The following is a 24,004-nucleotide window of genomic DNA, read 5'->3' on the forward strand; positions in this document are numbered from 1 at the left end:
GGCCGCCGAACCAAGGCACAAAGTTCACGGTGTGTCGCGCGCGAGGTGAGTCAAATGGAACGCCGAGGGCAAACCGGACTGGTGGAAGCGCTCCTCCTCGATGTCGTCCGCCTCCACGCGACGTGGATGGAGGTCGTCTTCCCGAGACAGCTCGACCCGAGCGCGGTGTTGGGAAAGTGGAAGCCGGAGACTCCTGTCCAGACGGCCGGCTACTACCTCTGGGCGACCCTCGGAGCGCCGCTGGTGGCGGTGACCTATCCGTTGCTGCTCGTCGGCTTCGCCACGCGGTACTACGCGGCGAAGCTCGATTCCGCGGTCACGCGCTTCGGCGTGGTTGGCGCGGTGCTCGTCGCCACCGTCGTCTGGGGATCGCTCACGCTCGTCGCACACCTCCAACTGCCGACCGAGGTGATGCTCGGCATCGGCGGCGCCAGCGTCGTCGCCATCGTCGCGGCCGGGCTCGCCGCCGGGTTTTCGAAGGCCGGCGGCCGCTTCGTCAGCGTCGCGCTGGCGTACCCGTTCGCGATGACGGCGATCTTCCTCCCGCCCGTCGTCGCCGCGCTGCTCACCCCGTCCATCTCGAACGTGATCCTCGATCCGAGCTACGAGCTCGCGCGGTGGATGCTCGACACGTTCCTCTCTGTCGGCGGGATCAACGAAACGCTCCGCGACGCGTTCGACCTGAACACGTTCGGTCAGCGGTGGGGGGTCGCCGGCCTCGGGTACGTGCTGATGTGGGTCGGGATCTCCGTCCCGCTCGGCTGGTTCCTCGGACTGCTCGTCGCGCTGGCGAACCTGATCCGCCCGAAGCCGGACAACTGAGCCGACGCGCCGACTGACATCTCCTCTGCGCTTCGGTTCCGGTACTCTTCTCCCGCTTCCGCTCTGTTACTCCCTCCGGTCGAACCGCTCGCTCGCGGTCTCGAACGCGGACTCCGACTGCTCCTCGCTCCGCCGGCTCTCCCGCGCCGCGATCGCCTCGGGATCGGGACTGGCGTCGTCGTCGATCCGGGCGAACGACTTGTGGACTTTCGTGTGACACCAGCGACACAGCGCGACGGTGATCTCGTGGGGGCCGGCGTCGTTGGGATCGGAGGAACCGGCGTCGTCGGCATCGTCAGGATTGGAGGAATCGGCTGAGGAAGCGGCGGCGTCGCCGTACGACAGGTGGTGTTCCTCCACTAGCGGGCGGGCGTCGTCGTGGGCCAGTCGGACCTCCGCCAGTCCGCACCGGTAGCACTCGCGCCCGTCGGTCGTCGACCGGTAGTGCGGGCAGGAACGCCACGCCCCCTCCGCGCCGACGTGGCAGGCGTAGCCGTCTCTGCGTCGCTCGGCGGCGAACTCGGAGTCGTCTCCCGCTCGCGCCAGCGCGAACCGGCAGCGACCGTCGTCGGTGAGGTGGTCGCAGACGTCGGCGACCGCGTACGGGTCGTCGACGCCGACCGGGGTCCCGTCGGGCGTGCGTTCCACTCGACGCCACCTCAGATGAGGCTCGCGCCGTCGAGGTCGGTCCGGCCGTAGTCGACGTCGAGCAGGCGCAGGAGGGTCGGGGCGACGTCGAGCAAGTCCGCGTCCTCGACCTTCGCGTCCGGGTGATCGACGAACAGGGCGGCGTCCTCGAAGGTGTGCATACCGGTTCGGGGGCCATCCGGATCGAACACCGCGTCGTGAGAACGGAAGCCGGCCTTGAGGTCGAACCCCTCGTGCGGGATCACGACGAGGTCGGGCGCGATGGCGTCGTGGTCGCCACGGAACACGGTCTCGCGCTCGACGACTCGCTTCGCGACCGGGTTCCCGTTCGGTCCTTCCCACGCTTCGAGTTCGGCCCGGAGTTCCTCGCGGGCTGCCTCGTACTCCGACTCGGGGACGACGCCGTCGGGCTCGCGCCCTTCGACGTTGAGGTAGAAGCGGCCGGGGACGAGCGAGTACGCGCGGGCGTCGCCGGCGATGTCGGACAGCGACCCGTGGTCGTCGCCGTCCTCGTACGAGAGCCACCCCTCGCGTTCGAGCCACTCGTTGCAGTACACGTCGTGGCGGAGCCGTGCGAACCCGTGGGTGGAGCCGACGACGAGCCGCACGTCGTTCGGAAGCGCCGTCCGGATGGCGCCGATGTGCTCGTCGAGGGCGGCGTAGAACGCCAGCACGTCCTCGCGGTACGGCCCGCCGTCCTCGTAGTCGCCCCACAGGAAGTGGTTGATCCGGTCCGGGGTGGAGAACACCCCGACGAACAGGTCCCAGTCGTCCATCTCGACGTATCGGGAAAACGCCTCCGCGCGGGCGTCGAGGGTCTCGCGCGCCTGTTCGATGAACTCGGTCTTGTCCTCCCGGTGGCCGAGCTTCGCGTTGACAGAGAGCCTGTAGTCGCTCTCGGTGAGGTACTTCCGAAGCTCCTCCGGGTGGGCGGCCTTGTCGACGTCGGGCGAGAGATAGCCGGAGACCATGCGCTGAACCGTCCGCTGCGGCGGGAACGTGACGGGGACGTTCATCACCGTCGCGTCGAGACCGGCGTCGGTCGCGCGGTCCCACACCCGCGTCGCCTGCACGTCGCGGCCCATGGGGACGTAGGTGTCGTACGAGCCGACCTCTCGGTCCTGAAAGCCGTACACGCCGGTCTCGCCGGGGTTCATCCCGCTCGTGAGCACCGGCCAGCACGCGCTTGATTCCGGCGGCACGGCGCTGTCGATCGGTCCCCCGTCGCCCTCGTCGGCGATCGCCGACAGCGTCGGAAACGCGTCCGGGTTGTCGGCGACGAGGCGGTGGGGGAGCCCGTCGATCCCGATGAACGCCACGCGGGGCGTGTCGTTCCCTCGCAGCCGGTCGAAGAGGCCCATAGGGGTACATCCCCCGTGGAGGGCAAAAGGGTTCACATCGCTTCCCGGACGCGTCGCCTCCGGACGCCGACCCTCTCCTCTTTTCTCTCCTACTCTCGGGACCCTTTTGAGGGCGGCCCGTCACGGTGGCGCATGGAGACGCGACGCACGCTTCTCGTCGACGCGTTCGCGGACGAGCCGCTGGCCGGGAACGTCGCCGTCGTCGTGCCGGACGCCGCGGGACTGAGCGACGACCAGATGGGACGGATCGCCGCGGAGGTCGGCGCCTCCGAGACCGCGTTCCTGCGTTCTCCGGACGACAGTACCGACGATCGGCTGCGGTACTTCACTCCCTCGACCGAGGTCGATCTCTGTGGACACGCCACGATCGCGACCTACGGCGCCTTATTCGCCGAGGGCGCGATCGACGCGGGCGACCGCACTCTCCGGACCAACGTCGGCGACCTCGAGATCTCGATCGACGACGACGGAAGCGTCTGGATGCGACAGAACCCGCCGACGGTGGACGTGATCGAGACGGCGGAGGGTGGCGATGGCGGTGGCGACGGACCGGTCCGGGACGGCGCGGGGGAGCCCGACCTCGACGTCAACCGCCTCGGCGACGCGCTCGGGATCGATCCGGCGGCCCTGCGCGACGTGGGCGCCGACCTCCCGGTCGCGGTCGCTTCGACTGGGCTCCCGTGGCTCGTCGTCCCCGTGAACTTCCTCGAACGGCTCGGGGAGGCCGAGCCGGACATGGCGGCGATCGAGGACATCTCTGCGGCGCACGACGCCGCCGGCGTGTACGCGTTCACGTTCGACGCGATCGGCGCGGAGTCGACCCTCCACGGTCGGGCGTTCGCCCCGGCGGTCGGGGTGCCCGAGGACCCCGTGACGGGGACGGCGAGCGGTGCGGTCGGGGCCTACCTCCGCGAGGTCGGCGCGTTCGACGGCCACTTCCCGGACGAGCTGCGCTTCGAGCAAGGCCACTTCATCGATCGGCCCGGCCACGTCCGCGTCCGGGTCTCCGGCGACGCGGTGCGCGTCGGCGGGCGGGCGGTGGTCTCGCTGGAGGGCGAGCTGCGGGTGCCCGAGGAAGAGGACGACGACGAGATCATCGAGGCGTAGCGATCCGGCGGAACCGGGAGGGCGCGGCTCCCTCGGGCGCACCCTCCGGGATCGAACACGGCGTGTTCCGGGGGACGCGCGCCTGAGACGATCGCCACCGCACGCCTGCCACTGCCCGCTTGCCACTGCCCGCTTCGCACACCCGCGACGCCTCGGAATCACGACGCTTTTTAAAATACCGCGACAACCCGGAGCCGTGTTACTCGGGTCGCCGCTCACGGAACTCCTGTTGCTCGCCGGCGGCGCCGCCCTCCTGTACGCCGGCGCCGAACTGCTCGTCACGGGCGCCAGCGACCTCGCGCTCGCGGTCGGGCTGAAGGCGTCGACGGTCGGGGTCACCGTCGTCGCGTTCGCGACCACGGCCCCCGAGCTGTTCGTCTCCCTCCTCGGCGCGATCACGGTGTCGACCGACACCGGGCTGGGAGCGATCGTCGGCTCGAACATCGCCAACATCGGGCTCGTGTTGGGGATCTCCGCGCTGATCCGCCCGCTCGACATCTCCCGGACCGTCTTCGAGCGCCACGTCCCGTTCATGGCGCTCGCCGCGCTGCTGCTCGTCGGGCTCGGTTGGGACGGCCGGATCGGCGCCGTTGACGGCGTCCTCCTGCTCGCCACCCTCGTCGCGTTCACCGTCGTCGTCATGCGACGGGTTCAACAGACTCAATCCGGGATCTCGGCCGCCGAGCGCGCGGAAATGCCCGATGCGCGCCTTCGCGACGTCGCCGCCGTCGTCGGGGGTGTCGTCGCCTTGGTCCTCGGCTCCCGCTGGCTCGTCGAGGGCGGGCAGTCGCTGCTGTCGGCGGCCGGCTTCACCGACATCTTCATCGGCCTTACCGTGCTGGCGCTGGGCACCTCGCTGCCCGAGTTGGCCGCGAGCGTCATCGCCGCGATCCGCGGCGAGGCGGAGTTCAGCGTAGGCAACGTCGTCGGCTCGAACATCTACAATATCCTCGCGGTCATCGGCATCGTCGCGGTGATCACGCCGATCAGCGTGAGCCCCGGCGTGCGCGGCTTCGAGTTTCCCGCGCTGCTCGCGTTCACCGCCCTGCTGGTCGGGCTGATGTACCGCGGCGACCGCATCTCCCGACTTGACGGCGGCGTCCTCGTCGTCGGCTACTTCGCGTTCATCTTCCTCCTGCTGCCGTGAGTGCGCGGCGGGTGCGCTGGATCGGTGACTCGATGACGGATGCTGTTTATAAGTAGGGAACAAGTCGATGTGCGGTGGCGCGTGCCTCCGAGCGCCCTCCGGGCGCGAGGAGCGCGCGCGAGGGAGTCGGTCGCCCGGAGCAACGCGGAGGGCGACCGACGAGGCTGGGGAGGTGTGAGGCTGCGGTCGCGGTGGGTGGGACTCAAAGGGGCAGTCGCGAGGACGCCGCAGGCGACACCAAGCACCGCAAGGAGCGAGTGAAACGAGCGACTGAGGAGCGCAGCGAGCGTGCGGCGTCCTCGCGGCTGGGGCTTTGGAGGTGTTCACGGCGGAGTCGTCGATCGAGTACTACCGAGCGGCTGGGGCTTTGGAGGTGTTCATCGTAGATCCGCCGCCAGCAATCACTTATAAGCGATCGACCGGGCGGTCAACCGAACTCGTCACCGCTCCACCGACATCGTATCGACGGCTATTCGGCCGCCCGACCCCGACCGGAACCCGTGATAGCGATCGTCGTCAGCCGGGCCGACAGCGCCTCGGAACACATCGGCGAGCACCTGCTCGACGTCGGCGACTGGGAGCGCCGCGACGACCCGAGCCGCCCCGACGCCGCGGGCGGCGGGACGTACTACCGGACCGACGGGTTCGAACTGCGGGAGTTCGACGACCTCCACATCGATCTGGACGACCCGGCGAGCGCGTTCGGCGGTGACGCCGACACGGAGGACACCGACACCGACGATTCTCCCGAGTTCCTCGCGTTCGTCTCCAGACACTCCGGCGAGACGGGGGAGCTGCTCACGGCGCACGTCACCGGGAACTTCGGCCCCGCGCCGTACGGGGGCGAGCCGGAGACGCTGGCGCGCGCGGCGCCGGGCGCCGAGAAGCGCGTCGTCGAGGCGCTGGCGGCGCACGCCCCCGAGGGGTACGACGTGGGGATCGAGTGCACCCACCACGGGCCGACCGACACCGCCGTCCCCTCGCTCTTCGTCGAACTCGGCTCCGACGAACCGCAGTGGGCCGACCCGGAGGCGGCCCGGGCGGTCGCGCGGGCGGTGCTCGACCTGCGGGGGACCGGCGCCGATTTGGTCGACGAAGGAAACGAAGCCGGCGATCCCCGACCCCGCCACGTCGTCGGCTTCGGCGGCGGTCACTACGCCCCGCGGTTCACCCGGATCGTCCGCGAGACCGAGTGGGCGGTGGGACACGTCGGCGCCGACTGGGCGCTCGGAGAGATGGGGGCGCCCGACGCCAACCGTGACGTGATCGAGCAGGCGTTCGCGCGGAGCCGCGCGGACCTCGCGGTGATCGAGGGCGACAAGCCGGATCTCGCGGCGACGGTCGAGGAACTCGGCCACCGCGTCGTGAGCGAGACGTGGGTGCGCGAGGTCGGCGAGCGCTCCCTCCCGCTGGTGGAGCGGCTGGAGGCCGAGGTCGCGACGGTCGACGAGGGCCTCCGGTTCGGCGAGGTCGTCCCCGTGTCTCCCGACGCGATCCGCGTCAGAACGCTCCCGGCGGACCTGCTCTCGCGGGCGCAGGGCGTGGACGCGGGCGCGGCCCGCACGGCGGTAGAAGAGAACGCCGTCGCCTTCGGCACCGAGCAGGCCGGGACGCGGGCGACGGGGCGGGCCGCGTTCGCCGCCGACGAGGGGTCGCCCGGATACGGCGACCTCGTCGCGGATCTGGCGGGCGTGTTGGAGCGCGGGTACGACGCGGTCGAAGTGGACGACGGTGCCGTGATCGCTCGCGAGACCGCGTTCGACCCCGGACTCGCCGCCGAGCGGGGCGTCCCGGAAGGGCCGGCGTTCGGGCGGCTCGCCGACGGGGAGTCGGTCGAGATCGGCGGCGAGACGGTCGCGCCTGAGGACGTGTCGCGGGCGCGGACGGTCCGGTTTCCGATCGAGTGACGGTCCGGTTTCCGATCGAGTGACGACCCCGGTCGCGACGCGACGAGAGCGCGACCGTCGATCGGCGGTCCGATTGTTCGTTTTTGCTTGGTGACACGCGGGTTTCGGCGGCTCTGGAGACCGTCTTCGGCCGTCTGACTCGCGTCAGACGATCGGGCAAAAATAAATACGTCCGGGTCGCAACCACACCATATAATGGACTCTATCGTAGAGGACGCCATCGACGAAGCCGAGGAATCCACGGCGGACGACGCCGGGGCGGCCGGCACCGGCGCGGCCGGCGCCGGCGCGAACGACGCGGCCGCCGGCGCCCCGCCACAGACCGGGACGATGACCGACGAGGAGCTGCAGGACGTCCTCCAGGACCTCCAGACCAACATCACGGTCGTCGGCTGCGGGGGTGCCGGCGGCAACACGGTCAACCGGATGACCGAGGAGGGAATTCACGGCGCGAAACTGGTCGCCGCCAACACCGACGTTCAGCACCTCGTCAACATCGAGGCCGACACGAAGATCCTCATGGGCCAGCAAAAGACGCAGGGCCGCGGCGCCGGGTCCCTCCCGCAGGTCGGCGAGGAGGCCGCCATCGAGTCCCAAGAGGAGATTCAGGACGCCATCGACGGCTCCGACATGGTGTTCGTCACCGCCGGGCTCGGCGGCGGCACGGGGACCGGGTCGGCGCCGGTCGTCGCGAAGGCCGCCCGCGAGTCGGGCGCCCTGACGATCGCCATCGTCACGACTCCCTTCACGGCCGAGGGCGAGGTCCGACGGACGAACGCCGAGGCCGGCTTAGAGCGGCTCCGCGACGTGAGCGACACGGTCATCGTCGTCCCCAACGACCGGCTGCTCGACGCGGTCGGGAAGCTCCCCGTCCGGCAGGCGTTCAAGGTGTCCGACGAGGTCCTGATGCGCTCGGTGAAGGGGATCACGGAGCTCATCACGATGCCCGGGCTGGTCAACCTCGACTTCGCCGACGTTCGCACCGTCATGGAGAAGGGCGGCGTCGCGATGATCGGGCTCGGCGAGTCGGACTCCGACTCGAAGGCGCAGGACTCGGTGAAGTCCGCGCTGCGCTCGCCGCTGCTCGACGTCGACATCTCCGGCGCGAACTCCGCGCTGGTCAACGTCACCGGCGGCACCGATATGTCCATCGAGGAGGCCGAGGGCGTCGTCGAGGAGATCTACGACCGGATCGACCCCGACGCGCGGATCATCTGGGGGACCTCCGTCGACGAGGAGCTGGAAGGGGAGATGCGGACCATGATCGTGGTGACCGGCGTCGAGTCGCCGCAGATCTACGGTCGTAACGGCGAGGCGCCCGAGGGGGCGGAACCCGAGATGGAAGACATCGACTACGTGGAGTAATCGCGCGCTCCGCGGCGAATACGAGTCCGATCTGCCGTTTCTGTCCCTCCTCGCCCGGTTTCGACGGTTCTCGCTCGTCGGCCTCGCATCAAAAGGTAAAAACCGGATCGACTCGAACTTCCTCGTAACATGGACGTTCCGTACGACCTCAACAGCTACATTCGGGTGCTGAAACTCGCGAGCACGCCGAGCACCGACGAGTTCCTCCAGGTGTCGAAGATCGCCGGGGCCGGCATCCTCCTCATCGGCTTCATCGGCTTCCTGATGTTCGCGATCATGAGCCTCCTGCCGGGGGTCGGCGCGTAATGCCGATCTTCTCGGTCAAGACCACCGCGAGCCAGGAGCGGACCGTCGCCGACATGCTCGCGGAGAAGGAGATGCCGGAGATCCAGGCCGTCATCGCCCCCGACCAGCTGACGAGCTACGTGATGGTCGAGGCCACGGACGGGAGCGTGTTCGCCCGGATCCTCGACGAGATACCTCACGCTCGCGGCGTGATTCAGGGCTCCGAGGGGCCGGCGAGAAGCCCCTTCTCCGAGGTCGAGCACTTCCTCTCGCCGACCCCCGACGTGGAGGGGATCGCCGAGGGCGACATCGTCGAGCTGATCGCCGGGCCGTTCAAGGGCGAGAAGGCCCGCGTCCAGCGCATCGACGAGGGGAAAGACCAAGTGACCGTCGAGCTGTACGAGGCGACCGTCCCGATCCCGGTGACGGTCCGCGGCGACCAGATCCGCGTGCTCGACTCGGACGAGCGGTAAGCGGTCCGGACCTTTCTTCGCTCCGTCCTCGTTTTCTCGCCCAACTACCCGACGGGTCGTCGGCAACGACAAGGGCTTTATCCGCCGACGACTGACGGTTCGGACATGTTCGGTTCCGGCGTGCCGGCGGTTCTGAGTCTGGTGCCGGACACGTTCACGTTCGCTTGGCTCGTCGCGATCCTCTTCGCCGTCGCGTGGCTGCTCGACAGCCGCGGGCTGGCGGCGGGCCGGTCGCTCGCGGCCGGAACGTGGGCGCTGTTCGGGCTCTTCTGGCTGACGACGGTGCCGTACTTCGCGTTCGAGCACCAGAGCTACGTCGAGTCGATCCTCGCGCTCGTCGGGGTGCCGGCCTGCATGTACGCCGGCTACCTCCTGTACAACGGGCGGGCGTCGCTGTTCACCCTCACGCGGGCCATCGCGATCATGCTGTTCATCTACCTCCCGTTCGAGACGATACCGGCGTTCACGCTCGGCGGCGTGGCGTTCCCCGAGCCCCGCCGGGTCCTCATCGAGGCGGTCGCGACCCAGACCGGGATGCTCATCGACCTACTCGGCTACGCGCCCGAGCGGGTGGCGAGCAGCGAGGGGTACAACGCGGCCTACCTGTGGGCGCTCGACGACGGGCACACCTACCGGATCGACATCGTGCTCGCCTGTACGGGGCTCGGGAGCATGGCGATCTTCGGCGGGCTCGTCACCGCGGTCGAGGCGCCCCTGCGACGGAAGCTTCGCGGGCTCGCGGTGTCGGTCTCGCTCATCTACGTCCTCAACATCCTCCGAACGACGTTCATCTCGGTCGCTTCGGGCAACCAGTACATGCAGTGGTACCCCGACCTCGTGTTGGCGATATTCGGTGCGAGCGACCCCTACCGGGTGTCGTTCCTGATCTCCGACCGGATCATGAGCCAGCTGCTCGCGGTCGTGGCGCTGATCGGGATCACCTTCCTCGTGGTGCGGGAGCTGCCGGAGCTCGTGGTCATTCTCGAAGACGTGCTCTACCTGCTCACCGGCGAAGAGCACGACCTGACGGAGGCGCTCGATCTGCCGCGGGAGCCGACCAACCGCTGACGCGGCCCGGGGACGGACGACTCCTTCAAAACTATATATTAATATATAGTAAGCTATAGGCGTCGCTGTCGACTGGTTCGGCGTATGGACGCGACGACTCGGTCGGAACGGGAGCCGCGAGGGCGGCGGCGGGCGCGGACGCGACGAGGGAGGGCCGGCCCGTGTTGAGCGCCGTCGACCCGCTGGTCTACCTCCAGACGAACGTGGCGAAGTTGGTCTTGGCGACCGCGCTGGGGATGTTCCTCGGACTGGAGCGGGAGTGGTCCCAGAAGTCCGCGGGAATCCGGACGTTCGCGCTGATCAGCCTCGTAGCGGCCGTGTTCTCGCTGCTCGGCGACGGCGGGCTCCTGATCGTCGGCGGGGCGTTGATCGTCGCCATCTCGGTGCTGCTCGCGGTCCGGAGCTTCGTCGAGGAGGAGGTCGACGGGCTCTCGCTGACCACGTCCGTGTCGATGCTCGTCACGTACGGGGTCGGGGCGCTCGTCGCCGAGGAGTTCTTCATCGAGGCGGTGACGGTCGCCGTGCTCTCCTCGCTTTTGCTCGTGTTGAAACGGGAGCTTCACCAGTTTGCGTGGGGGCTCTCGCGGGAGGAGGTCCGCAGCGCGGTCGAGTTCACGATCCTCGCGTTCGTCGTCTTCCCGCTGCTCCCGGCGGAGACGATCGACCCGTGGGACGCGGTCCAGCCGCGGCTCATCTGGTCGCTGGTCGTCGCGGTCAGCGCCATCGGCTTCGTCAACTACGTGCTCGTGAAGCGCTACCAGGGGCGCGGCTACGCGGTCACCGGCTTCTTCGGCGGGCTCGTGAACTCCACGGCGGTCGTCGCGGAGATGGCGAAACGCGCGAAGGGACGGGCCGATCTGCTCGACATCGCCGTCGGATCGATCCTGCTGGCGAACGCCGCGATGGCCCTCCGGAACGCCGCGGTCGTCGCCGTCTTCGTCCCCGAGGCCGCCGTAGTCGTCGGTGCGCCGCTGGGCGCGATCACGGTCACCGGCGTCCTCGTCGCGGTGTGGCGCAGCGACTGGCGGACCACGATGGAGGCGGAGCTCACCTCGCCGTTCAGCCTCCGGAACGCCCTGACGTTCGGGGCGCTGTTCGTCCTCGTGCTGCTCGTCTCGGCGGGCGCCGAGCGGGCGTTCGGCGCGGGCGGGTTCGTCGCCACGTCGTTCCTCGCGGGGCTCGTCTCCTCCGGCACGGCGACGACCACGGCCGTCTCGCTTCTGGGGACCGGACAGATCACGGTCGACACCGCGGTCGCGGGGGTCGTCGCGGGGACGGCTGCGAGCGTCCTCGTCAAGACGGCCTTCGCCGCGAGCATCACGCGGGAGCTGGTCCGGCCGGTGCTGTTCTGGAACCTCGTGTTGATCGCGGTGGGGATCGCGGTCGGCGCGCCCCTGCTCCTGCTTTAGCGCGCCGGAACTAGCTCACGGGCGCTCACGACAGGTGCTCGGCGACGTCGGTCGACGAGACCATGCCGACGTAATCGTCGTCGACGACCGGGAGGTGTTTGACTCCGTACATCGTCATCATCGCCGCGACCTCCTCCATCATGAGGTCCGGCGTCACGGTCTCGACGTTCTCGGTCATCACGTCGCGGACGGCCGTGTCGTCGAGATCGCGGCCCGCCGCGACGGCGCCGACGATGTCGCTCTGGGTGACGATGCAGCCGCCGCCGGTCGTCACGACGAGCGCGCTGATGTCGTCGTCGGTCATCCGGCGCGCCGCCTCCCGGAGCGGTTCGTCGACCCCGATCGTCTCCAGCGGCGTCGACATGACCTCGCTGACGCGGGTCCGGTCGTTCAGATCCATACCTGCCGTGTGTTACCACACCTGATGACTCTTCCGGCTGGCGCAAGGCGACGGCGCGGGACGGCGTGTCGGTCACCGACCATGGACGCGTCGACTACCGCTTCCCCGAGACGTACGCGGTGAGGTCGGTCGTCGACACCATCCCGACTAGCGCTCCGTCCCCGTCGACGACGGGCAGGTGCGTGTAGCCGTGCGCGGTCGGCTCGGCAAGCTCCTCGATCGTGTCGTCCGGACCGACCGTCACCACGTCGGTCGTCATGAACGCCTCGACCGGCGTCTCGTCCTCGGGGTCGTTCTCCCGGACGAGCGAGACGAAGTCGGTCGCGGTGATCAACCCGTTCAGTCGGCGATTCCCGTCCACCACGAGGATCGAGCTCTTCCCGGTTTCGAGCATCCGTTGGGCGGCCGTTGCGGCCGAGGCGCCCGACTCGATGGTGAGCAGATCGGTCGACATGAGCCGCTCGACGGCGAGGTCAGCCATGTGACGCGATAACGCGGTCCGGGGTCATCAAACGTGCGGTCGTCCGGCACCTCGTCGACGGTGACCGCGTGCGGGGAGTCGACGGCGACCGCGTGCGGGAGACCCCGCCCGACTCACTCCTCGACGAGCTCCGGCGGCGCGCCGGCCAGCCCCGCGAGCGCGTCGGCCTCGACGTGGTGGAGGTCCCCGGGGATCACGAGCAGGTGGAGCGGGTCGCCGAACTCGCGCTCGGCGAGAGCGCTCAGGCGGTCGGCAGCGACGACCGAATCGGGCGACCCCGCGCGGGCGACGACGACCGCGAGCGCGTCTTCCCACCCGTCGGCGAGCAGGCCGGCGGCCACATCGGCGGTCATGTACTCCTCGTGGTCCGGGTCGGGGCCGGTCGGCCCGGTGCCGACCTTGATGTCGAGGTAGACGACGGTGTGGAGCCCGCGCTCGCGGTTCGCCTCGATGGTGTCGATCACGCTTCCCGGCACGTCGTCGCCGCCGTGAGCGTACGGGAAGGGAAGCGTCGTCGCCTTGCCGAACCGGTAGTTCTGGAGCCCGGTGAGACTCGACGCGGCCGACTGAGCGGTCACGCCGTGGATCACGCGGGTGTCGATCCCGCGCTCCTCGGCGCGCAGTCGGAGGTCGGTGTGGGTCGTCGAGATCATCGTGTCGCCCGCGGTGCAGAACGCGGCGTGGCCCTCCTCCGCCGCCGCGAGGATCGCCTCCGGGTCCCGTTCGACCTCCTCGCGCGTCCGAACTTCGATCTCCGCGTCGTGGTACGCCTCCAAGTCCTCGACGTCGGCGCCGACCAGCTTGCTGGTGTAGAACTCGGCGAAGACACGGTCCGCGGACCGGAGCGCCTCGCGCCCCTCGACGGTGACCGAGCGCTCGTCGTAGAGGCCGAGGCCGATGAACGTGAGCATACGACCCGTCGGGCGGGCGACGGGTAAAAGGACGCGGAACGGCGCCGCAATCGCGGCGGAGGGAGCCGATCCGAACGGCCGCCGGTAGTCGTTCGTCAAGGTCCTACATGATCGTCTCTTGTGATTCCATAGCAAGCCCTAAGAGGTAACCAACACAAAGTCGGATCACTAGGCCCTCACGGGCTCACATACCACTATGACTGACGACGAACTCATCTGGCGGATTTCGGGGGGATCCGGTGACGGGATCGCTTCGACCAGCCAGAACTTCGCGAAGGCCTTGATGCGATCGGGGCTCAACGTCTTCACGCATCGCCACTACCCGTCTCGGATCCGCGGGGGCCACACCTACACCGAGGTCCGTGCGTCTTCGGGCCCAGTGAACTCCCGTGGGGACGGGTATAACTTCCTGCTCGCGCTCGGCGACTCGTTCGCCCGAAACCCGCAGGAAGAGGCTATCTACGGAAACGAGGAGATCAAGCCGCTCTCGGAGAATCTCGACGAACTCCGCGAGGGCGGGGTCATCGTGTACGACGAGGGACTCCTCGACGCCTCCGAGATCCCGGACTTCGAGGAACGTGCCGAGGAGAACGACTGGCACGTATACCCCCTCGACCTCCGCGGGCTCGCCCGCGACATGGGTCGCGAGGTCATGCGCAACACCGCCGGTGTCGGCGCGACCTGCGCGATCACCGGCATGGAACTCGACCACGTCGAGGACCTGATGCGCGACGCGATGCCGGAGAAGATCCTCGAACCGAACATCGAGATCCTCGAGACCGCCTACGACCAGGTCAGCGAGGAGTACGACGTGGACGCCCCGGACGTGTCGGTGCCGACCGGCGAGCACGACGAGACCCAGCTGCTCATGTCCGGCTCGGACGCCATCTCCTACGGCGCCATCGACGAGGGCTGCCGGTTCATCGCCGGCTACCCGATGACGCCGTGGACCGAGGTGTTCACCATCATGACGAAGAACCTACCGAAGCTCGGCGGGATCTCCGAGCAGGTGGAAGACGAAATCGCCGCGGCCGCGCTCGCGGTCGGCGCCTCGCACGCCGGCGTGAAGGCCATGTCCGGCTCCTCGGGCGGCGGTTTCGCCCTGATGTCGGAGCCGCTCGGACTGGCGGAGATGACGGAGACGCCCGTCGTCCTCGTCGAGGCCATGCGCGCCGGCCCGTCGACCGGGATGCCGACGAAGCCGGAGCAGTCCGACCTCGAACACGTCCTCTACACCTCGCAGGGCGACTCCCAGCGCGTCGTCTTGGCGCCCGGGACCGTCGAGGAGGCGTACGAGCAGTCGCGGATCGCCTTCCGGCTGGCCTACGAGTACCAGATCCCGTCGATCCTCCTGTACGATCAGAAGCTCGGCGGCGAGATGACGAACGTCCCGAAGAGCCACTTCGACCGCGAGCCGAACCCGACCCTCGGGAAGACGCTCTCGGAGGACGCGCTGGCCGACGAGCCGCACTCGGCCGACGGGAAGTTCCACCGGTTCCAGCACGACGTCGACGACGGCGTCTCCCCGCGGTCGATCCCCGGCCAGAAGGGCGGTCGCTTCCTCGCGACCGGCAACGAGCACGACCCCACGGGGCACATCGCCGAGTCGCCCGACAACCGCGTCGCGCAGATCGACCGGCGGACCCAGAAGCTGGAGGCGATCCGCGCGGACCTCGACACCGTTGACACCGGCTCGTACGCCGGCCTCGATGACGCCCAGTACGGCATCCTCACGTTCGGCAGCCAGCAGGGCACCGTCGAGGAGTCGGTCGGCCGCCTCAACGACGCCGGCGTCTCGGTGAAGTCGTACGGCGTCTCCGACATGGCGCCGTTCCCGACCGAGCAGGTCGAGGCGTTCGTCGAGAGCGTCGACGAGGTCCTCGTCGTCGAGATGACGGCGTCCGGACAGTTCCGCGGGCTCGTCCAGAAGAACCTCGGCCGCTACGGCGAGAAGCTGTCGAGCCTGTTGAAGTACAACGGGAACCCGTTCGAGCCGGCGGAGATCGTCGACGGGTTCGAGGCCGCGATCATCGAGGGCGACGGCGACGCGTCCGGCCATCAGACCACCTTCGTCCCAGCCGCAGGTGACTAACCAATGAGTACGTTTTCAGCAATCGGAGAGGAACGGGAGATCGACCGCGACGAGTACACGCCCGGCGTCGAGCCCCAGCCGACCTGGTGTCCCGGCTGCGGTGACTTCAGCGTCCTGAAGGCGCTCAAGCAGGCGCTCCCCGAGGTCGGCCGCTCGCCCGAGGAGACGCTGCTGTGTACCGGGATCGGCTGTTCCGGCAAGCTGAACAGCTACCTCGACACGTACGGATTCCACACGATCCACGGGCGCTCGCTGCCCGTGGCCCGCGCCGCGAAGCTCGCGAACCCCGACCTCGAAGTGATCGCCGCCGGCGGCGACGGCGACGGCTACGGGATCGGCGGGAACCACTTCATCCACACGGCCCGGGAGAACCACGACATGACGTACATCGTCTTCAACAACGAGATCTTCGGGCTCACCAAGGGACAGACCTCCCCGACGAGCCCGAAGGGCCACAAGTCGAAGACGCAGCCGTCCGGCAGCGCCAAGGAGCCGATCAAGCCGCTCTCGATGTCGCTGAACGCCGGCGCCTCGTACGTCGCCCGGACCGCCGCGGTCAACCCGAACCAGGCCAAAGAGATCCTGGTCGAGGCGATCGAGCACGACGGCTTCGCGCACGTCGACTTCCTCACCCAGTGTCCGACCTGGAACAAGGACGCGCGCCAGTACGTCCCCTACATCGACGTCAACGAGTCCGACGACTACGAGTTCGACAAGACGGACCGCGTCGAGGCCCAGGAGATGATGCGGACGACCGAGGAGGCGCTCTACGAGGGCGAGGTCCTCACCGGTCGCTTCTACGTCGACGAGGACCGTCCGTCCTACGGTCAGGAGAAGCAGGCGCTCGGCGAGATGCCCGAGGAGCCGCTGGCCGAGCGCTACTGGGACGACGACTACGAGTGGGAGCGCTCCCACGACAAGTTCCTCGACAAGCACGCCTGACGCGGCCGGAAGCCGGGATCGCCGGCCGCTCCGGGCGCGGTTCGTCGTCCGTTCGCCTCGTTTTTCGGTTCGCAAGGTATTTTTTCGGTGGTGACAAAGGAGTAGCCATGAGTACGGTCTCGACGGAGGAACGGATCCTGTCGGTGTTAGAGGAGGACGCGCAGGCCTCCTGCGCGGAGATCGCCGACCGGGCGAACGTCTCGAAGCCGACGGTGCGGAAGTACATCGACCGCCTCGAAGAGAAGGGCGTGATCGTCGGCTACTCCGCCGAGGTCGACCCGAAGAAGCTCTCGTCGCAGTCGATCGCGATGGTCGGGATGGACGTCGACTCGGGGCAGTACGTGGGCGCGACCCGGAAGCTGAAGGAGCTCGACGAGGTGCAGGCGCTGTACACCTCCTCCGGCGACCACATGCTGATGGCCGAGGTCCGCGCCGGCGACGGCGACGAGCTCGGCGACGTCATCTCCGAGAAGCTCCTCGGCGTGGACGGCGTCACCGCGGCGCATCCCTCGTTCCTCCAGGAACGCCTGAAGTAAGCTCGGGCCGGTCAGGCGGTTCGACACCGGTAGATCCTTTTTACCGGTAGGCGAGCGCGATGAGGAGTCCCGCCACCGCCGTAACGCCCAGCGCTGCGACGGCGATCTCGGACTCGCTCGCCCCCAGCAGAACCCCCGCGAGCGGGAGACAGAGCAGCGCCCCCGTCCACATCGCCGCCCCGCCGAGCCGCCGCGCTCGCTCCCGGCTCACGTCAGGCGTCGTCAGGAGTTCGCGGCGGTCGCGGTAGCGGACGAGCCACCTGAGGACGATCGTTCCGAGAGCGCTGATGCCGAACGCGACGCCGGCGACGAGCCGGTCGGGGACGTCGAAGACGACCGCCGCGCCGAGCGCGACGAGGGGGGCCGCACCGAAGTCGACGGGAACCATGTTCGGACGGTGGCGGTGGGTGCGCCGGTCACTTAGTTCCGTCCCGTCGCGGGCACCGTCATTGCAGCGCGTCCACGTCGGCGACGACGATCGACTCGTCGCCGGCCGGGCCGCGACGGGTGCCACGGTGGACGAACCCGTGCGCGCTGAAGAACTCGGTGGCGCCGGGGCTGTCGGCGGGGACGCTCGCGCGCAGGGTGTCGACGCTGTGGTCGACCACCGAGGACGCGACGCGCGCGAGCAGCTCGTTCGCGACGCCCTCGCCCGCGTGGTTCGGGTGGACCCACAGCGCGAGCAGTTCGGCCTCCCGATCCCCCTCTCTCCCTCTCGTCGGTCCGTCCGACGGCCCCTCCGCGTCGGGATGGGCGATGGCGACGCCCACCGGTCCGTCCTCGCCCTCCATCAGGAACGACCACTCGGCCTCCGCGGCGGCCTCGCGGACGCCGGCGGCGGACACGTCGAGGAGGGGAGCTCCGATGTCGTCGAAGACGGTCGCCTCGCGGGCACGCGAGACCGCCGTCCGCAGCGCCTCCGCGTCGTCGGGCCGCGCCGCCCGGACATGCATGTACGACCGTGGGTCAAGAAGTCACCTATAGGTTTCGGGACGGCAACGTTTCGCAGCGTACACCAGAGAAATCGAAAAACGATCGGTTACACGCCGTCTCTGTGTCTGACGCTCCCCTGATCTCACGAATCGTCGCGCGCTCTCCCGCGAATATCCCGATCAGGTCGTCACGCGACCGGTTCGATCCCGATCGTGACGGCGACGCCTTCGACCTCCCACTCCTCGACGAGGCCGCCCTCGGCGTCCGCGGCGTCGCTCGGGTCGTCGAGCCACGCGTCGGCGCGCACCTCGCCGGCGATCAGGTCGGCGTGCTCGTCGACGAAGCCGGCGATCCGGTCGTCGTCGACCGCGACGCCGACGCGGACCCGGGCCTCCACGTCCAGATCGAGCTCCTTGCGCATCTCCTGAATCCGGCGGATCACGTCGCGGGCGTACCCCTCCGACTCGATCTCGGGGGTCAGCGAGGTGTCGACGTAGACGGCGCCCCCGTCGAAGTCGGCGCCGGAGACGTGCTCCGGCGGCTCCGCGACGTACTCGACCATCTCGTCGTCGAGGTCGACGGGCTCGCCGTCGACGGTGACCTCGCCGCCCTCGACCGCGGCGCGGGTCGCGCCCTGTACCGCCTCCATCACCTTCTGGGCGTCGGCGCCGAAGGCGGGGCCGATCGCGCCCATCTGCGGCTCGGCGGTCTCGACGAGCTCGTCGAACGCGTCGGTGACGGTCACCTCGCGGGCGTTGACGCGGTCGGCGATCAGCTCCGAGAGGCGCTCGACCGCGGCGGTCACGTCCGCGTCGTCGCTCTCGACGACCACGCGCGGCACGGGCCAGCGGAGCTTGCGGCCGGCCTGCTGGCGGGCGTTCGCGGCGGCCTCCTCCACGTCGCGGAGGACGGCCACGTCGCGTTCGAGCTCGGGGTCCCGAAGGTCGTCGTCGGGCTCGGGGTAGTCGAGCTGGTGGACGGTCGTGGCCTCGCCGTCGAGCGTCTGGTACATGCGCTCGGTCATGTACGGCGCGATGGGCGCGAGCAGCCGGGTCGTCTCGTCGAGGACGGTCGCGAGCGTCGCGTAGGCGCCGCGCTTGGAGGCGGAATCGGCCTCCTCCCACATGCGGTCGCGGACCGCCTTCACGTAGAAGCGCGACACGTCCTGCGTGACGAACTCGATGACGGCGTTGACGGCGTCGCTGACGCGGTAGTCGGCCCACGCCGCCTCGACCTCCGTCTCGACGGACTGGAGCCGCGAGAGCACCCACTCGTCGGCGAGTTCGAGTTCGCCGTCGTCGAGGTCGGCCTCGGCGGGGTCGTACCCGTCGAGGTCCATGTACTCCAGCGGGAAGCGGAACACGTTCCAGAGGATGTTGAGCTTCCCCTGTAGCTCGCCGAGCCCGTCCCACTCGAACGCGAGGTCGACGCCCTGCTGGTCGTGGCTGAGCAGGTAGGTGCGGAGCGGGTCGCGGCCGGCGCGCTCGATCGCCTCCTCGGGGGTGACGATGTTGCCGACGGACTTGGACATCTTGCGGCCGTCCTCGTCGTTGGCGAACCCGTGCATGAGGACCTCCTCGTAAGGGACTTGGTCCACCGCGGCGGTGCCCATCCCGAGCTGCGACCAGAACCAGCCGCGGGTCTGGTCGTGCGCCTCGACGATGAGGTCGGCGGGCCACAGCTCGTCGTGGGCGTCCGTCTCGCTCGGGTAGCCGAGCGTGCCCCACGAGGCGACCGAGGAGTCGAGCCACACGTCGAACACGTCCTCGACGCGGCGGTAGGTGGTGCCGTCCTCGACGACGGTCAGGTCGTCGACGGCGGGGCGGTGGAGGTCGATCGTCTCGGGGTCCACGTCCTCCTCGACGCGCTCGGCCAGCTCCTCGCGGGTCCCGATCACGATCATGTCCTCGTCGAGGCTCCCGGGCTCCGCGTCACCGGACTGCGTCCGGTGGCTCGTCGAGCTCTGCTCGACGGCGTCCTCCGGCACCCAGATCGGGATCGGGACGCCCCAGTAGCGCTGCCGGGAGACGTTCCAATCGGGCGCGTCCTCGATGAAGTCGCGGAACCGGTTGTCGCGGGCCCACTGCGGGTGCCACTCGGACTCCTCCATGTTGTCGAGGAGGTCCGCTTTCACGTCCGTGATCGAGATGAACCACTGGTCGGTGACCAGCTGGATGATGCCGGTGTCACACCGCCAGCAGTGGCCGTAGCTGTGCTCGACGGTGCCGTGCGCGAGCATGTGCCCGTCGGCGACCAAGTCGTCGACGATGTCGTCGTTGGCGTCGCGCACGAACTGGCCGGCGTACTCCCCGGCGGCCTCGGTGAACTCACCGTTGGGGCCGACCGGACAGTGGATTTCGAGCCCGAGGTCGCTACCGCGGTGGAAGTCCTCCTCCCCGTGGCCCGGCGCGGAGTGGACCAGCCCGGTGCGGTCGGCCTCCACGTAGTCGGCGGCGTACACCCGCCCGGCGCCCTCGAAGTCCGGATACTCGGCGACGCGGTCGGCGAGCGGATGGTCGTACGCCCAGCCGACGAGCTCGTCGCCCGTCAGCTCGGTTTCGACCTCGTACGACTCGTAGCGCCCCTCACCGAGCACGTCCTCGACGCACTCGGCGGCGACGTAGAGCAGCTCCTCCTCGCCGTCCCTCTCGGCGCGGACCGCGTTGTACGTGAGCTCCTCGTCGACGGCGACGAAGGTGTTCGCGGGGATGGTCCACGGCGTCGTCGTCCAGATCACGAGGCTCCCCTCGCGGTCGGCGAGCGGGAACTTCACGTAGATGGAGGGGTCCTCCACGTCCTCGTACTCGACCTCGTTGTTGGCGAGCCCGGTCTCGCACCGCGGACACTGGGAGATGGAGCGTTTCCCCTGCTCGACGAGCCCGTTGTCGGCGACCTCGGAGAAGGCCCACCAGGTGGCCTCCATGTACTCGGGGTCGATCGTCTCGTAGGGGTTCTCCCAGTCCATCCACACGCCGATCGACTGGAAGTCCTCGTCCATCGCCGCCCGGTTCTCTAAGGCGAACTCCTTGCACGTCTCGATGAACGACTCCATCCCGTACTCCTCGATGTCGCGTTTGCTCTCGAAGCCGAGCTCCTCCTCGACTTTCACCTCGATCGGGAGCCCGTGCATGTCGTAGCCCGGGCGGTCGGTGACGCGGTGGCCGGTCATCCGCTTGTGGCGGATGATCGCGTCCTTCAGCGTCTTGTTCCACGCCGTACCGAGGTGCATCTGTCCGGAGGTGTACGGCGGCCCGTCCACGAAGAAGAAGGGCGGGTCGTCGGCGTGCGCCTCCTTCGCCGACTCGTAGGCGTCGGTGTCGTCCCAGTACTCGTCGACCGCCGACTCGACGTCCGCGGGCGTGTACTGGTCGTCGATATCGTCCATGTGCGTTCGTCTTCGCGCGCGTATTTGAATACGGCGGACTCGGAGCAACGAGATGTCGGCGAACTCGGAGCGACGGGTGGACGTCAACCGGAAGTCTCGCTTGGACTCACTCGGGGCTCCCCCCGTCCGGGTCGATCTCGATCCCGCCGCCGCTATCTTCTTTCAGCGAGAGAATCCCGCCCTTCAGGGCGGGCGTGAATCGCGTACGCTTCGTGCCGAACCGCGGTAAGTGGCCGGGATGGAACCCCAACGTTTAGTATCGGCCGTGCCGACGGTCCACACACGGGTTCCGCCGGCTCGCGCCGTCGATACGCGGGGCGAGTCGGACCGCATTCCACCCATGTCTGCGGTGCTCCGTAAGCCCGGTTGATGGCCTTCGGCCGACAAGGTGTGACCGGAGCCGGCACGGAACCGCGAGGTTCGACCGCTTGGGAGAGAGCCGCGTCGAGAAACCGCGCGGCGATGACTCGCTTGCGGATGGGAGCACACGTGACGGTGCCATAGGACGCTCCCGGCCGAGGGACGAAACCCGCCCCGCCGACGCCGGGAGAGACGGTCCTAGAACCGAACCGGAACGACCGGGTTCCCCCCTGTGGAAGGGAAGCCCCGCCGTTCACGGCGGGCGAGGACGTCACCGACCCAGACGAACGCCCTGTTGTACGTGAACGAGACGGCGACGTTCCCCTGCGACTCGGTCCGGTCGTCGGTCAGGAGGGCGTCGAGCGTCACGAATTTTGCGATTGTTCTATGGTACTCATACCTGCGTTTCGTCCACAGAGTATAAACTCGGCCCTGATTTAGCCTTGTGACTGCCACGGAGGACGGAGACGAACAGACTTAATCAACGAAATTGAAGGTCAGAACCGAGCGTTGGTTAACGATTCAGGCGCCGTCTTCGAGCACGTCGATGAGCTCTTCTGCTGTGGAACTGATCCGGTCGAGACGGTCGCGAACGATCTCGAGATCGTCCCCCTATCAAGCAGCGGGCTACGAAACAAGTTATCCTCGACAAGTCCGAACGGACGGTATCATGCGGGAGTTCGTCTTCACAGTCGAATACGAGAACGGGGCTGATGGGGTGATGGATCTCTTCATCGACAATCCGGATCTGTATGCCCGGTCGATGGAGATCAATGCGACCAGCGAGGCAGTGTGGGGTATTGAGAAGATCGTCGGCCTCGCTGCTGTCCTCGACGAGTTCGACGACGCGCTGGAACGCGTCGCTGATGCTCCGGGCACAACCGGAATGTGTGGAGCACCCGTGACTGAATACGAGTACACGATCCTCTCGTCGAATGCGGAATCACGGAAGATTCACTGGCTTCGCCGGGAAGGTGATGGTCCACGGTCGATTCCCTTGGTCGCGGCGAAGCACATCGGCGAGGGATTGATAATGCGTACGGAACGGCGTGGTGACCAATACCGGTGGCGGATGCTGATCGACGGGACAGTATCAGAGATTCACGAGGAAGTCCGAGCGAACCTGCGAGAGGGGCTGTCGCTTACTGTTGAACGACTCGGCACGCCGCCGTGCTTGCTCGAAGACGGTCGCGTCCAGCAAACCCTCACGCCCGAACAGAAGTCAGCACTCGAGGCTGCAATCGAACGTGGGTACTACGAAGAGCCACGGCAGCAATCGGTCGCGGAAATCGCCGAAGACGTCGGTGTGTCACGGTCGACGTTCCAGTACCGTCTCAACCGAGCGGAGGCGTGGCTGGCACAACAGTTCGCCGCGGATTCGCTCGACGTCGACCTTGACGTGAATCTCGATCCCGAGGACATCGAATTCATCCAGTAGACAGCACGTCGAACTCCTCGACGGTTGGAATATGTCGAAGTAAATCCCATCCCGAAGAATCTCGTAGGCCCGGGTATGGCAACGACTGGTGCGAGTGTTCAGCTGATTCGCAACGCGACTATCCTCCTGGACGTCGGTGACACGACGTTCCTCGTGGATCCGATGTTCACGCTGCAGGGCGAGATGCCGACGGTGACAGACAACCCGGCAGCTCCGGAGTTCCTCACCACGGCGAATCAGGACCGGAATCCGCTCGTTCCGCTGCCTGACGGTGACCTCACCTACGACGCTGTGGTTGTCACGCATCGCCACCCCGACCACTGGGACGAGGCGGCCAGGGAGGAACTCGATGCCGACGTGCCGCTGTTCTGTCAGCCCGAGGAGTCCGACGCCTTCACCGACGAGGGCTTCACTGACGTTCGCCCTGTCGACGACGAAACCTCCTTCGAGGATATCACTGTCCACCGGACGCCGGGCCAGCACGGGCACGGCGAACTCGCCGAGGGAATGGGCCCGGTCTCGGGCTTCGTCTTCGAGGGCGACGAGACGGTGTATGTCGCCGGGGACACGATCTGGTACGAGCCTGTCGAAGAGACACTCGACCAGTACGAACCCGATCTGGTCGTTCTCAACGGCGGCGAAGCGCAGTTCGATCAGGGCGAACCCATCACGATGGGTGTCGAGGACGTCGACGCTGTCCGCGAGGCCACTGACGCCGAGATAGTGGTCGTCCATATGGAGGCGATCAACCACTGCTTGCTGTCGCGCGACGAACTGCGGGCAGAGACAGCGAATGTACACGTTCCCGAGGACGGCGAGCGGTTCAGTCTATTTCAGCGGTACGTGTTTAGCCCCGTCTGATTTCGTCACTATCTCGTAGGTGGTGGCCTATGACAGACACATGGTCTGCCAGCAGGGAGTCAGTCTACATCCT

Annotated in this window: 23 protein-coding genes; 14 read left to right on the top strand and 9 right to left on the bottom strand. The window is 68.2% G+C overall.

Annotated elements, in window-relative coordinates; translation table 11 throughout:
* The first annotated feature begins 81 nt into the window (after positions 1-81).
* Complete coding sequence (locus ESO89_RS09285; RefSeq protein ID WP_128905264.1) at positions 82-822, top strand: hypothetical protein; 741 nt, start codon at positions 82-84, stop codon at positions 820-822.
* Positions 823-888: 66 nt separating this feature from the next.
* Here the strand turns inward: ESO89_RS09285 and ESO89_RS09290 are convergent, their stop codons facing one another.
* Together ESO89_RS09290 and ESO89_RS09295 are read right to left on the bottom strand one after the other, a co-directional pair.
* Positions 889-1,470: a DUF7097 family protein gene (locus ESO89_RS09290; protein WP_128905246.1), complete on the bottom strand. Its 582-nt coding sequence runs from the start codon at positions 1,468-1,470 to the stop codon at positions 889-891.
* Between the two features lie 11 nt (positions 1,471-1,481).
* Complete coding sequence (locus ESO89_RS09295) at positions 1,482-2,831, bottom strand: alkaline phosphatase family protein (protein ID WP_128905247.1); 1,350 nt, start codon at positions 2,829-2,831, stop codon at positions 1,482-1,484.
* Positions 2,832-2,963: 132 nt separating this feature from the next.
* On the opposite strand from ESO89_RS09295, the gene ESO89_RS09300 reads away from it, so the two are divergent.
* From ESO89_RS09300 to ESO89_RS09335, 8 genes are all read left to right on the top strand, one after another.
* Positions 2,964-3,938 carry a PhzF family phenazine biosynthesis protein gene (locus tag ESO89_RS09300; RefSeq protein WP_128905248.1) on the top strand — a complete coding sequence of 325 codons (975 nt, stop codon included), beginning with the start codon at positions 2,964-2,966 and terminating at the stop codon, positions 3,936-3,938.
* Positions 3,939-4,134: 196 nt separating this feature from the next.
* Positions 4,135-5,085, top strand: a complete 951-nt coding sequence (locus tag ESO89_RS09305; RefSeq protein ID WP_128905249.1) for a calcium/sodium antiporter — start codon at positions 4,135-4,137, stop codon at positions 5,083-5,085.
* Between the two features lie 500 nt (positions 5,086-5,585).
* Positions 5,586-6,992: a D-aminoacyl-tRNA deacylase gene (locus tag ESO89_RS09310; protein WP_128905250.1), complete on the top strand. Its 1,407-nt coding sequence runs from the start codon at positions 5,586-5,588 to the stop codon at positions 6,990-6,992.
* Between the two features lie 195 nt (positions 6,993-7,187).
* A complete protein-coding gene (ftsZ, locus tag ESO89_RS09315) occupies positions 7,188-8,357 on the top strand; it encodes a cell division protein FtsZ (RefSeq protein ID WP_128905251.1) in 1,170 nt (389 codons plus the stop codon).
* 129 nt (positions 8,358-8,486) lie between these two features.
* Positions 8,487-8,663, top strand: a complete 177-nt coding sequence (locus tag ESO89_RS09320) for a protein translocase SEC61 complex subunit gamma (protein WP_006628863.1) — start codon at positions 8,487-8,489, stop codon at positions 8,661-8,663.
* Complete coding sequence (locus ESO89_RS09325; RefSeq protein WP_004050001.1) at positions 8,663-9,115, top strand: transcription elongation factor Spt5; 453 nt, start codon at positions 8,663-8,665, stop codon at positions 9,113-9,115. The genes ESO89_RS09320 and ESO89_RS09325 overlap by 1 nt, the downstream gene beginning before the upstream one ends.
* Positions 9,116-9,220: 105 nt before the next feature.
* Entirely contained in the window at positions 9,221-10,183 is a 963-nt protein-coding gene (gene artA / locus ESO89_RS09330) for an archaeosortase A (protein WP_128905252.1), read from the top strand.
* A gap of 161 nt (positions 10,184-10,344) precedes the next feature.
* Complete coding sequence (locus tag ESO89_RS09335; RefSeq protein WP_128905253.1) at positions 10,345-11,592, top strand: MgtC/SapB family protein; 1,248 nt, start codon at positions 10,345-10,347, stop codon at positions 11,590-11,592.
* Between the two features lie 25 nt (positions 11,593-11,617).
* Here ESO89_RS09335 and ESO89_RS09340 read toward each other — a convergent pair whose 3' ends face one another.
* The 3 genes from ESO89_RS09340 to dph5 all read right to left on the bottom strand — a co-directional run bounded on the left by ESO89_RS09340 (position 11,618) and on the right by dph5 (position 13,384).
* Positions 11,618-11,992 carry a CBS domain-containing protein gene (locus tag ESO89_RS09340; protein ID WP_128905254.1) on the bottom strand — a complete coding sequence of 125 codons (375 nt, stop codon included), beginning with the start codon at positions 11,990-11,992 and terminating at the stop codon, positions 11,618-11,620.
* Positions 11,993-12,086: 94 nt separating this feature from the next.
* Complete coding sequence (locus tag ESO89_RS09345) at positions 12,087-12,473, bottom strand: CBS domain-containing protein (RefSeq protein WP_128905255.1); 387 nt, start codon at positions 12,471-12,473, stop codon at positions 12,087-12,089.
* Positions 12,474-12,586: 113 nt separating this feature from the next.
* Positions 12,587-13,384: a diphthine synthase gene (gene dph5 / locus ESO89_RS09350; protein ID WP_128905256.1), complete on the bottom strand. Its 798-nt coding sequence runs from the start codon at positions 13,382-13,384 to the stop codon at positions 12,587-12,589.
* Between the two features lie 196 nt (positions 13,385-13,580).
* On the opposite strand from dph5, the gene ESO89_RS09355 reads away from it, so the two are divergent.
* The 3 genes from ESO89_RS09355 to lrpA1 all read left to right on the top strand — a co-directional run bounded on the left by ESO89_RS09355 (position 13,581) and on the right by lrpA1 (position 16,954).
* Positions 13,581-15,476: a 2-oxoacid:acceptor oxidoreductase subunit alpha gene (locus ESO89_RS09355; protein WP_128905257.1), complete on the top strand. Its 1,896-nt coding sequence runs from the start codon at positions 13,581-13,583 to the stop codon at positions 15,474-15,476.
* 3 nt (positions 15,477-15,479) lie between these two features.
* The gene (locus tag ESO89_RS09360; RefSeq protein WP_128905258.1) at positions 15,480-16,418 is read left to right on the top strand and encodes a thiamine pyrophosphate-dependent enzyme; all 939 of its coding nucleotides are present in this window, start codon (positions 15,480-15,482) and stop codon (positions 16,416-16,418) included.
* Positions 16,419-16,525: 107 nt separating this feature from the next.
* The gene (lrpA1, locus tag ESO89_RS09365) at positions 16,526-16,954 is read left to right on the top strand and encodes an HTH-type transcriptional regulator LrpA1 (protein WP_128905259.1); all 429 of its coding nucleotides are present in this window, start codon (positions 16,526-16,528) and stop codon (positions 16,952-16,954) included.
* Positions 16,955-16,994: 40 nt separating this feature from the next.
* Here lrpA1 and ESO89_RS09370 read toward each other — a convergent pair whose 3' ends face one another.
* The 4 genes from ESO89_RS09370 to ESO89_RS18530 form a co-directional block, all read right to left on the bottom strand.
* Positions 16,995-17,342, bottom strand: a complete 348-nt coding sequence (locus tag ESO89_RS09370; protein WP_206731743.1) for a hypothetical protein — start codon at positions 17,340-17,342, stop codon at positions 16,995-16,997.
* A 58-nt stretch (positions 17,343-17,400) separates the two neighbouring features.
* The gene (locus tag ESO89_RS09375; RefSeq protein WP_128905260.1) at positions 17,401-17,907 is read right to left on the bottom strand and encodes a GNAT family N-acetyltransferase; all 507 of its coding nucleotides are present in this window, start codon (positions 17,905-17,907) and stop codon (positions 17,401-17,403) included.
* A gap of 167 nt (positions 17,908-18,074) precedes the next feature.
* Positions 18,075-21,272, bottom strand: a complete 3,198-nt coding sequence (gene ileS, locus ESO89_RS09380; RefSeq protein WP_128905261.1) for an isoleucine--tRNA ligase — start codon at positions 21,270-21,272, stop codon at positions 18,075-18,077.
* 558 nt (positions 21,273-21,830) lie between these two features.
* Positions 21,831-22,001, bottom strand: coding sequence for a hypothetical protein (locus tag ESO89_RS18530; protein WP_164932772.1), 171 nt, complete (start codon positions 21,999-22,001; stop codon positions 21,831-21,833).
* A 301-nt stretch (positions 22,002-22,302) separates the two neighbouring features.
* On the opposite strand from ESO89_RS18530, the gene ESO89_RS09385 reads away from it, so the two are divergent.
* Complete coding sequence (locus ESO89_RS09385) at positions 22,303-23,070, top strand: helix-turn-helix domain-containing protein (RefSeq protein ID WP_128905262.1); 768 nt, start codon at positions 22,303-22,305, stop codon at positions 23,068-23,070.
* Positions 23,071-23,145: 75 nt separating this feature from the next.
* Complete coding sequence (locus ESO89_RS09390) at positions 23,146-23,931, top strand: MBL fold metallo-hydrolase (protein WP_128905265.1); 786 nt, start codon at positions 23,146-23,148, stop codon at positions 23,929-23,931.
* Positions 23,932-24,004: the final 73 nt, after the last annotated feature.

Origin of the sequence: Halorubrum amylolyticum (assembly GCF_004114995.1) — an archaeon.
In the GTDB taxonomy this organism is placed as follows: Archaea; Halobacteriota; Halobacteria; order Halobacteriales; family Haloferacaceae; genus Halorubrum; species Halorubrum amylolyticum.

Bases quoted from the DNA above. Each gene is read 5' to 3' on its own strand.
- ESO89_RS09360 (WP_128905258.1), top strand. From the start codon at position 15,480: ATGAGTACGTTTTCAGCAATCGGAGAGGAACGGGAGATCGACCGCGAC.
- ESO89_RS09320 (WP_006628863.1), top strand. From the start codon at position 8,487: ATGGACGTTCCGTACGACCTCAACAGCTACATTCGGGTGCTGAAACTC.
- artA (WP_128905252.1), top strand. From the start codon at position 9,221: ATGTTCGGTTCCGGCGTGCCGGCGGTTCTGAGTCTGGTGCCGGACACG.
- lrpA1 (WP_128905259.1), top strand. From the start codon at position 16,526: ATGAGTACGGTCTCGACGGAGGAACGGATCCTGTCGGTGTTAGAGGAG.
- ESO89_RS09375 (WP_128905260.1), bottom strand. From the start codon at position 17,907: ATGCATGTCCGGGCGGCGCGGCCCGACGACGCGGAGGCGCTGCGGACG.
- ESO89_RS09385 (WP_128905262.1), top strand. From the start codon at position 22,303: ATGCGGGAGTTCGTCTTCACAGTCGAATACGAGAACGGGGCTGATGGG.
- ileS (WP_128905261.1), bottom strand. From the start codon at position 21,272: ATGGACGATATCGACGACCAGTACACGCCCGCGGACGTCGAGTCGGCG.
- ESO89_RS09300 (WP_128905248.1), top strand. From the start codon at position 2,964: ATGGAGACGCGACGCACGCTTCTCGTCGACGCGTTCGCGGACGAGCCG.
- ESO89_RS09295 (WP_128905247.1), bottom strand. From the start codon at position 2,831: ATGGGCCTCTTCGACCGGCTGCGAGGGAACGACACGCCCCGCGTGGCG.
- ESO89_RS09370 (WP_206731743.1), bottom strand. From the start codon at position 17,342: ATGGTTCCCGTCGACTTCGGTGCGGCCCCCCTCGTCGCGCTCGGCGCG.
- ESO89_RS09325 (WP_004050001.1), top strand. From the start codon at position 8,663: ATGCCGATCTTCTCGGTCAAGACCACCGCGAGCCAGGAGCGGACCGTC.
- ESO89_RS09340 (WP_128905254.1), bottom strand. From the start codon at position 11,992: ATGGATCTGAACGACCGGACCCGCGTCAGCGAGGTCATGTCGACGCCG.
- ftsZ (WP_128905251.1), top strand. From the start codon at position 7,188: ATGGACTCTATCGTAGAGGACGCCATCGACGAAGCCGAGGAATCCACG.
- ESO89_RS09390 (WP_128905265.1), top strand. From the start codon at position 23,146: ATGGCAACGACTGGTGCGAGTGTTCAGCTGATTCGCAACGCGACTATC.
- dph5 (WP_128905256.1), bottom strand. From the start codon at position 13,384: ATGCTCACGTTCATCGGCCTCGGCCTCTACGACGAGCGCTCGGTCACC.
- ESO89_RS09345 (WP_128905255.1), bottom strand. From the start codon at position 12,473: ATGGCTGACCTCGCCGTCGAGCGGCTCATGTCGACCGATCTGCTCACC.
- ESO89_RS09355 (WP_128905257.1), top strand. From the start codon at position 13,581: ATGACTGACGACGAACTCATCTGGCGGATTTCGGGGGGATCCGGTGAC.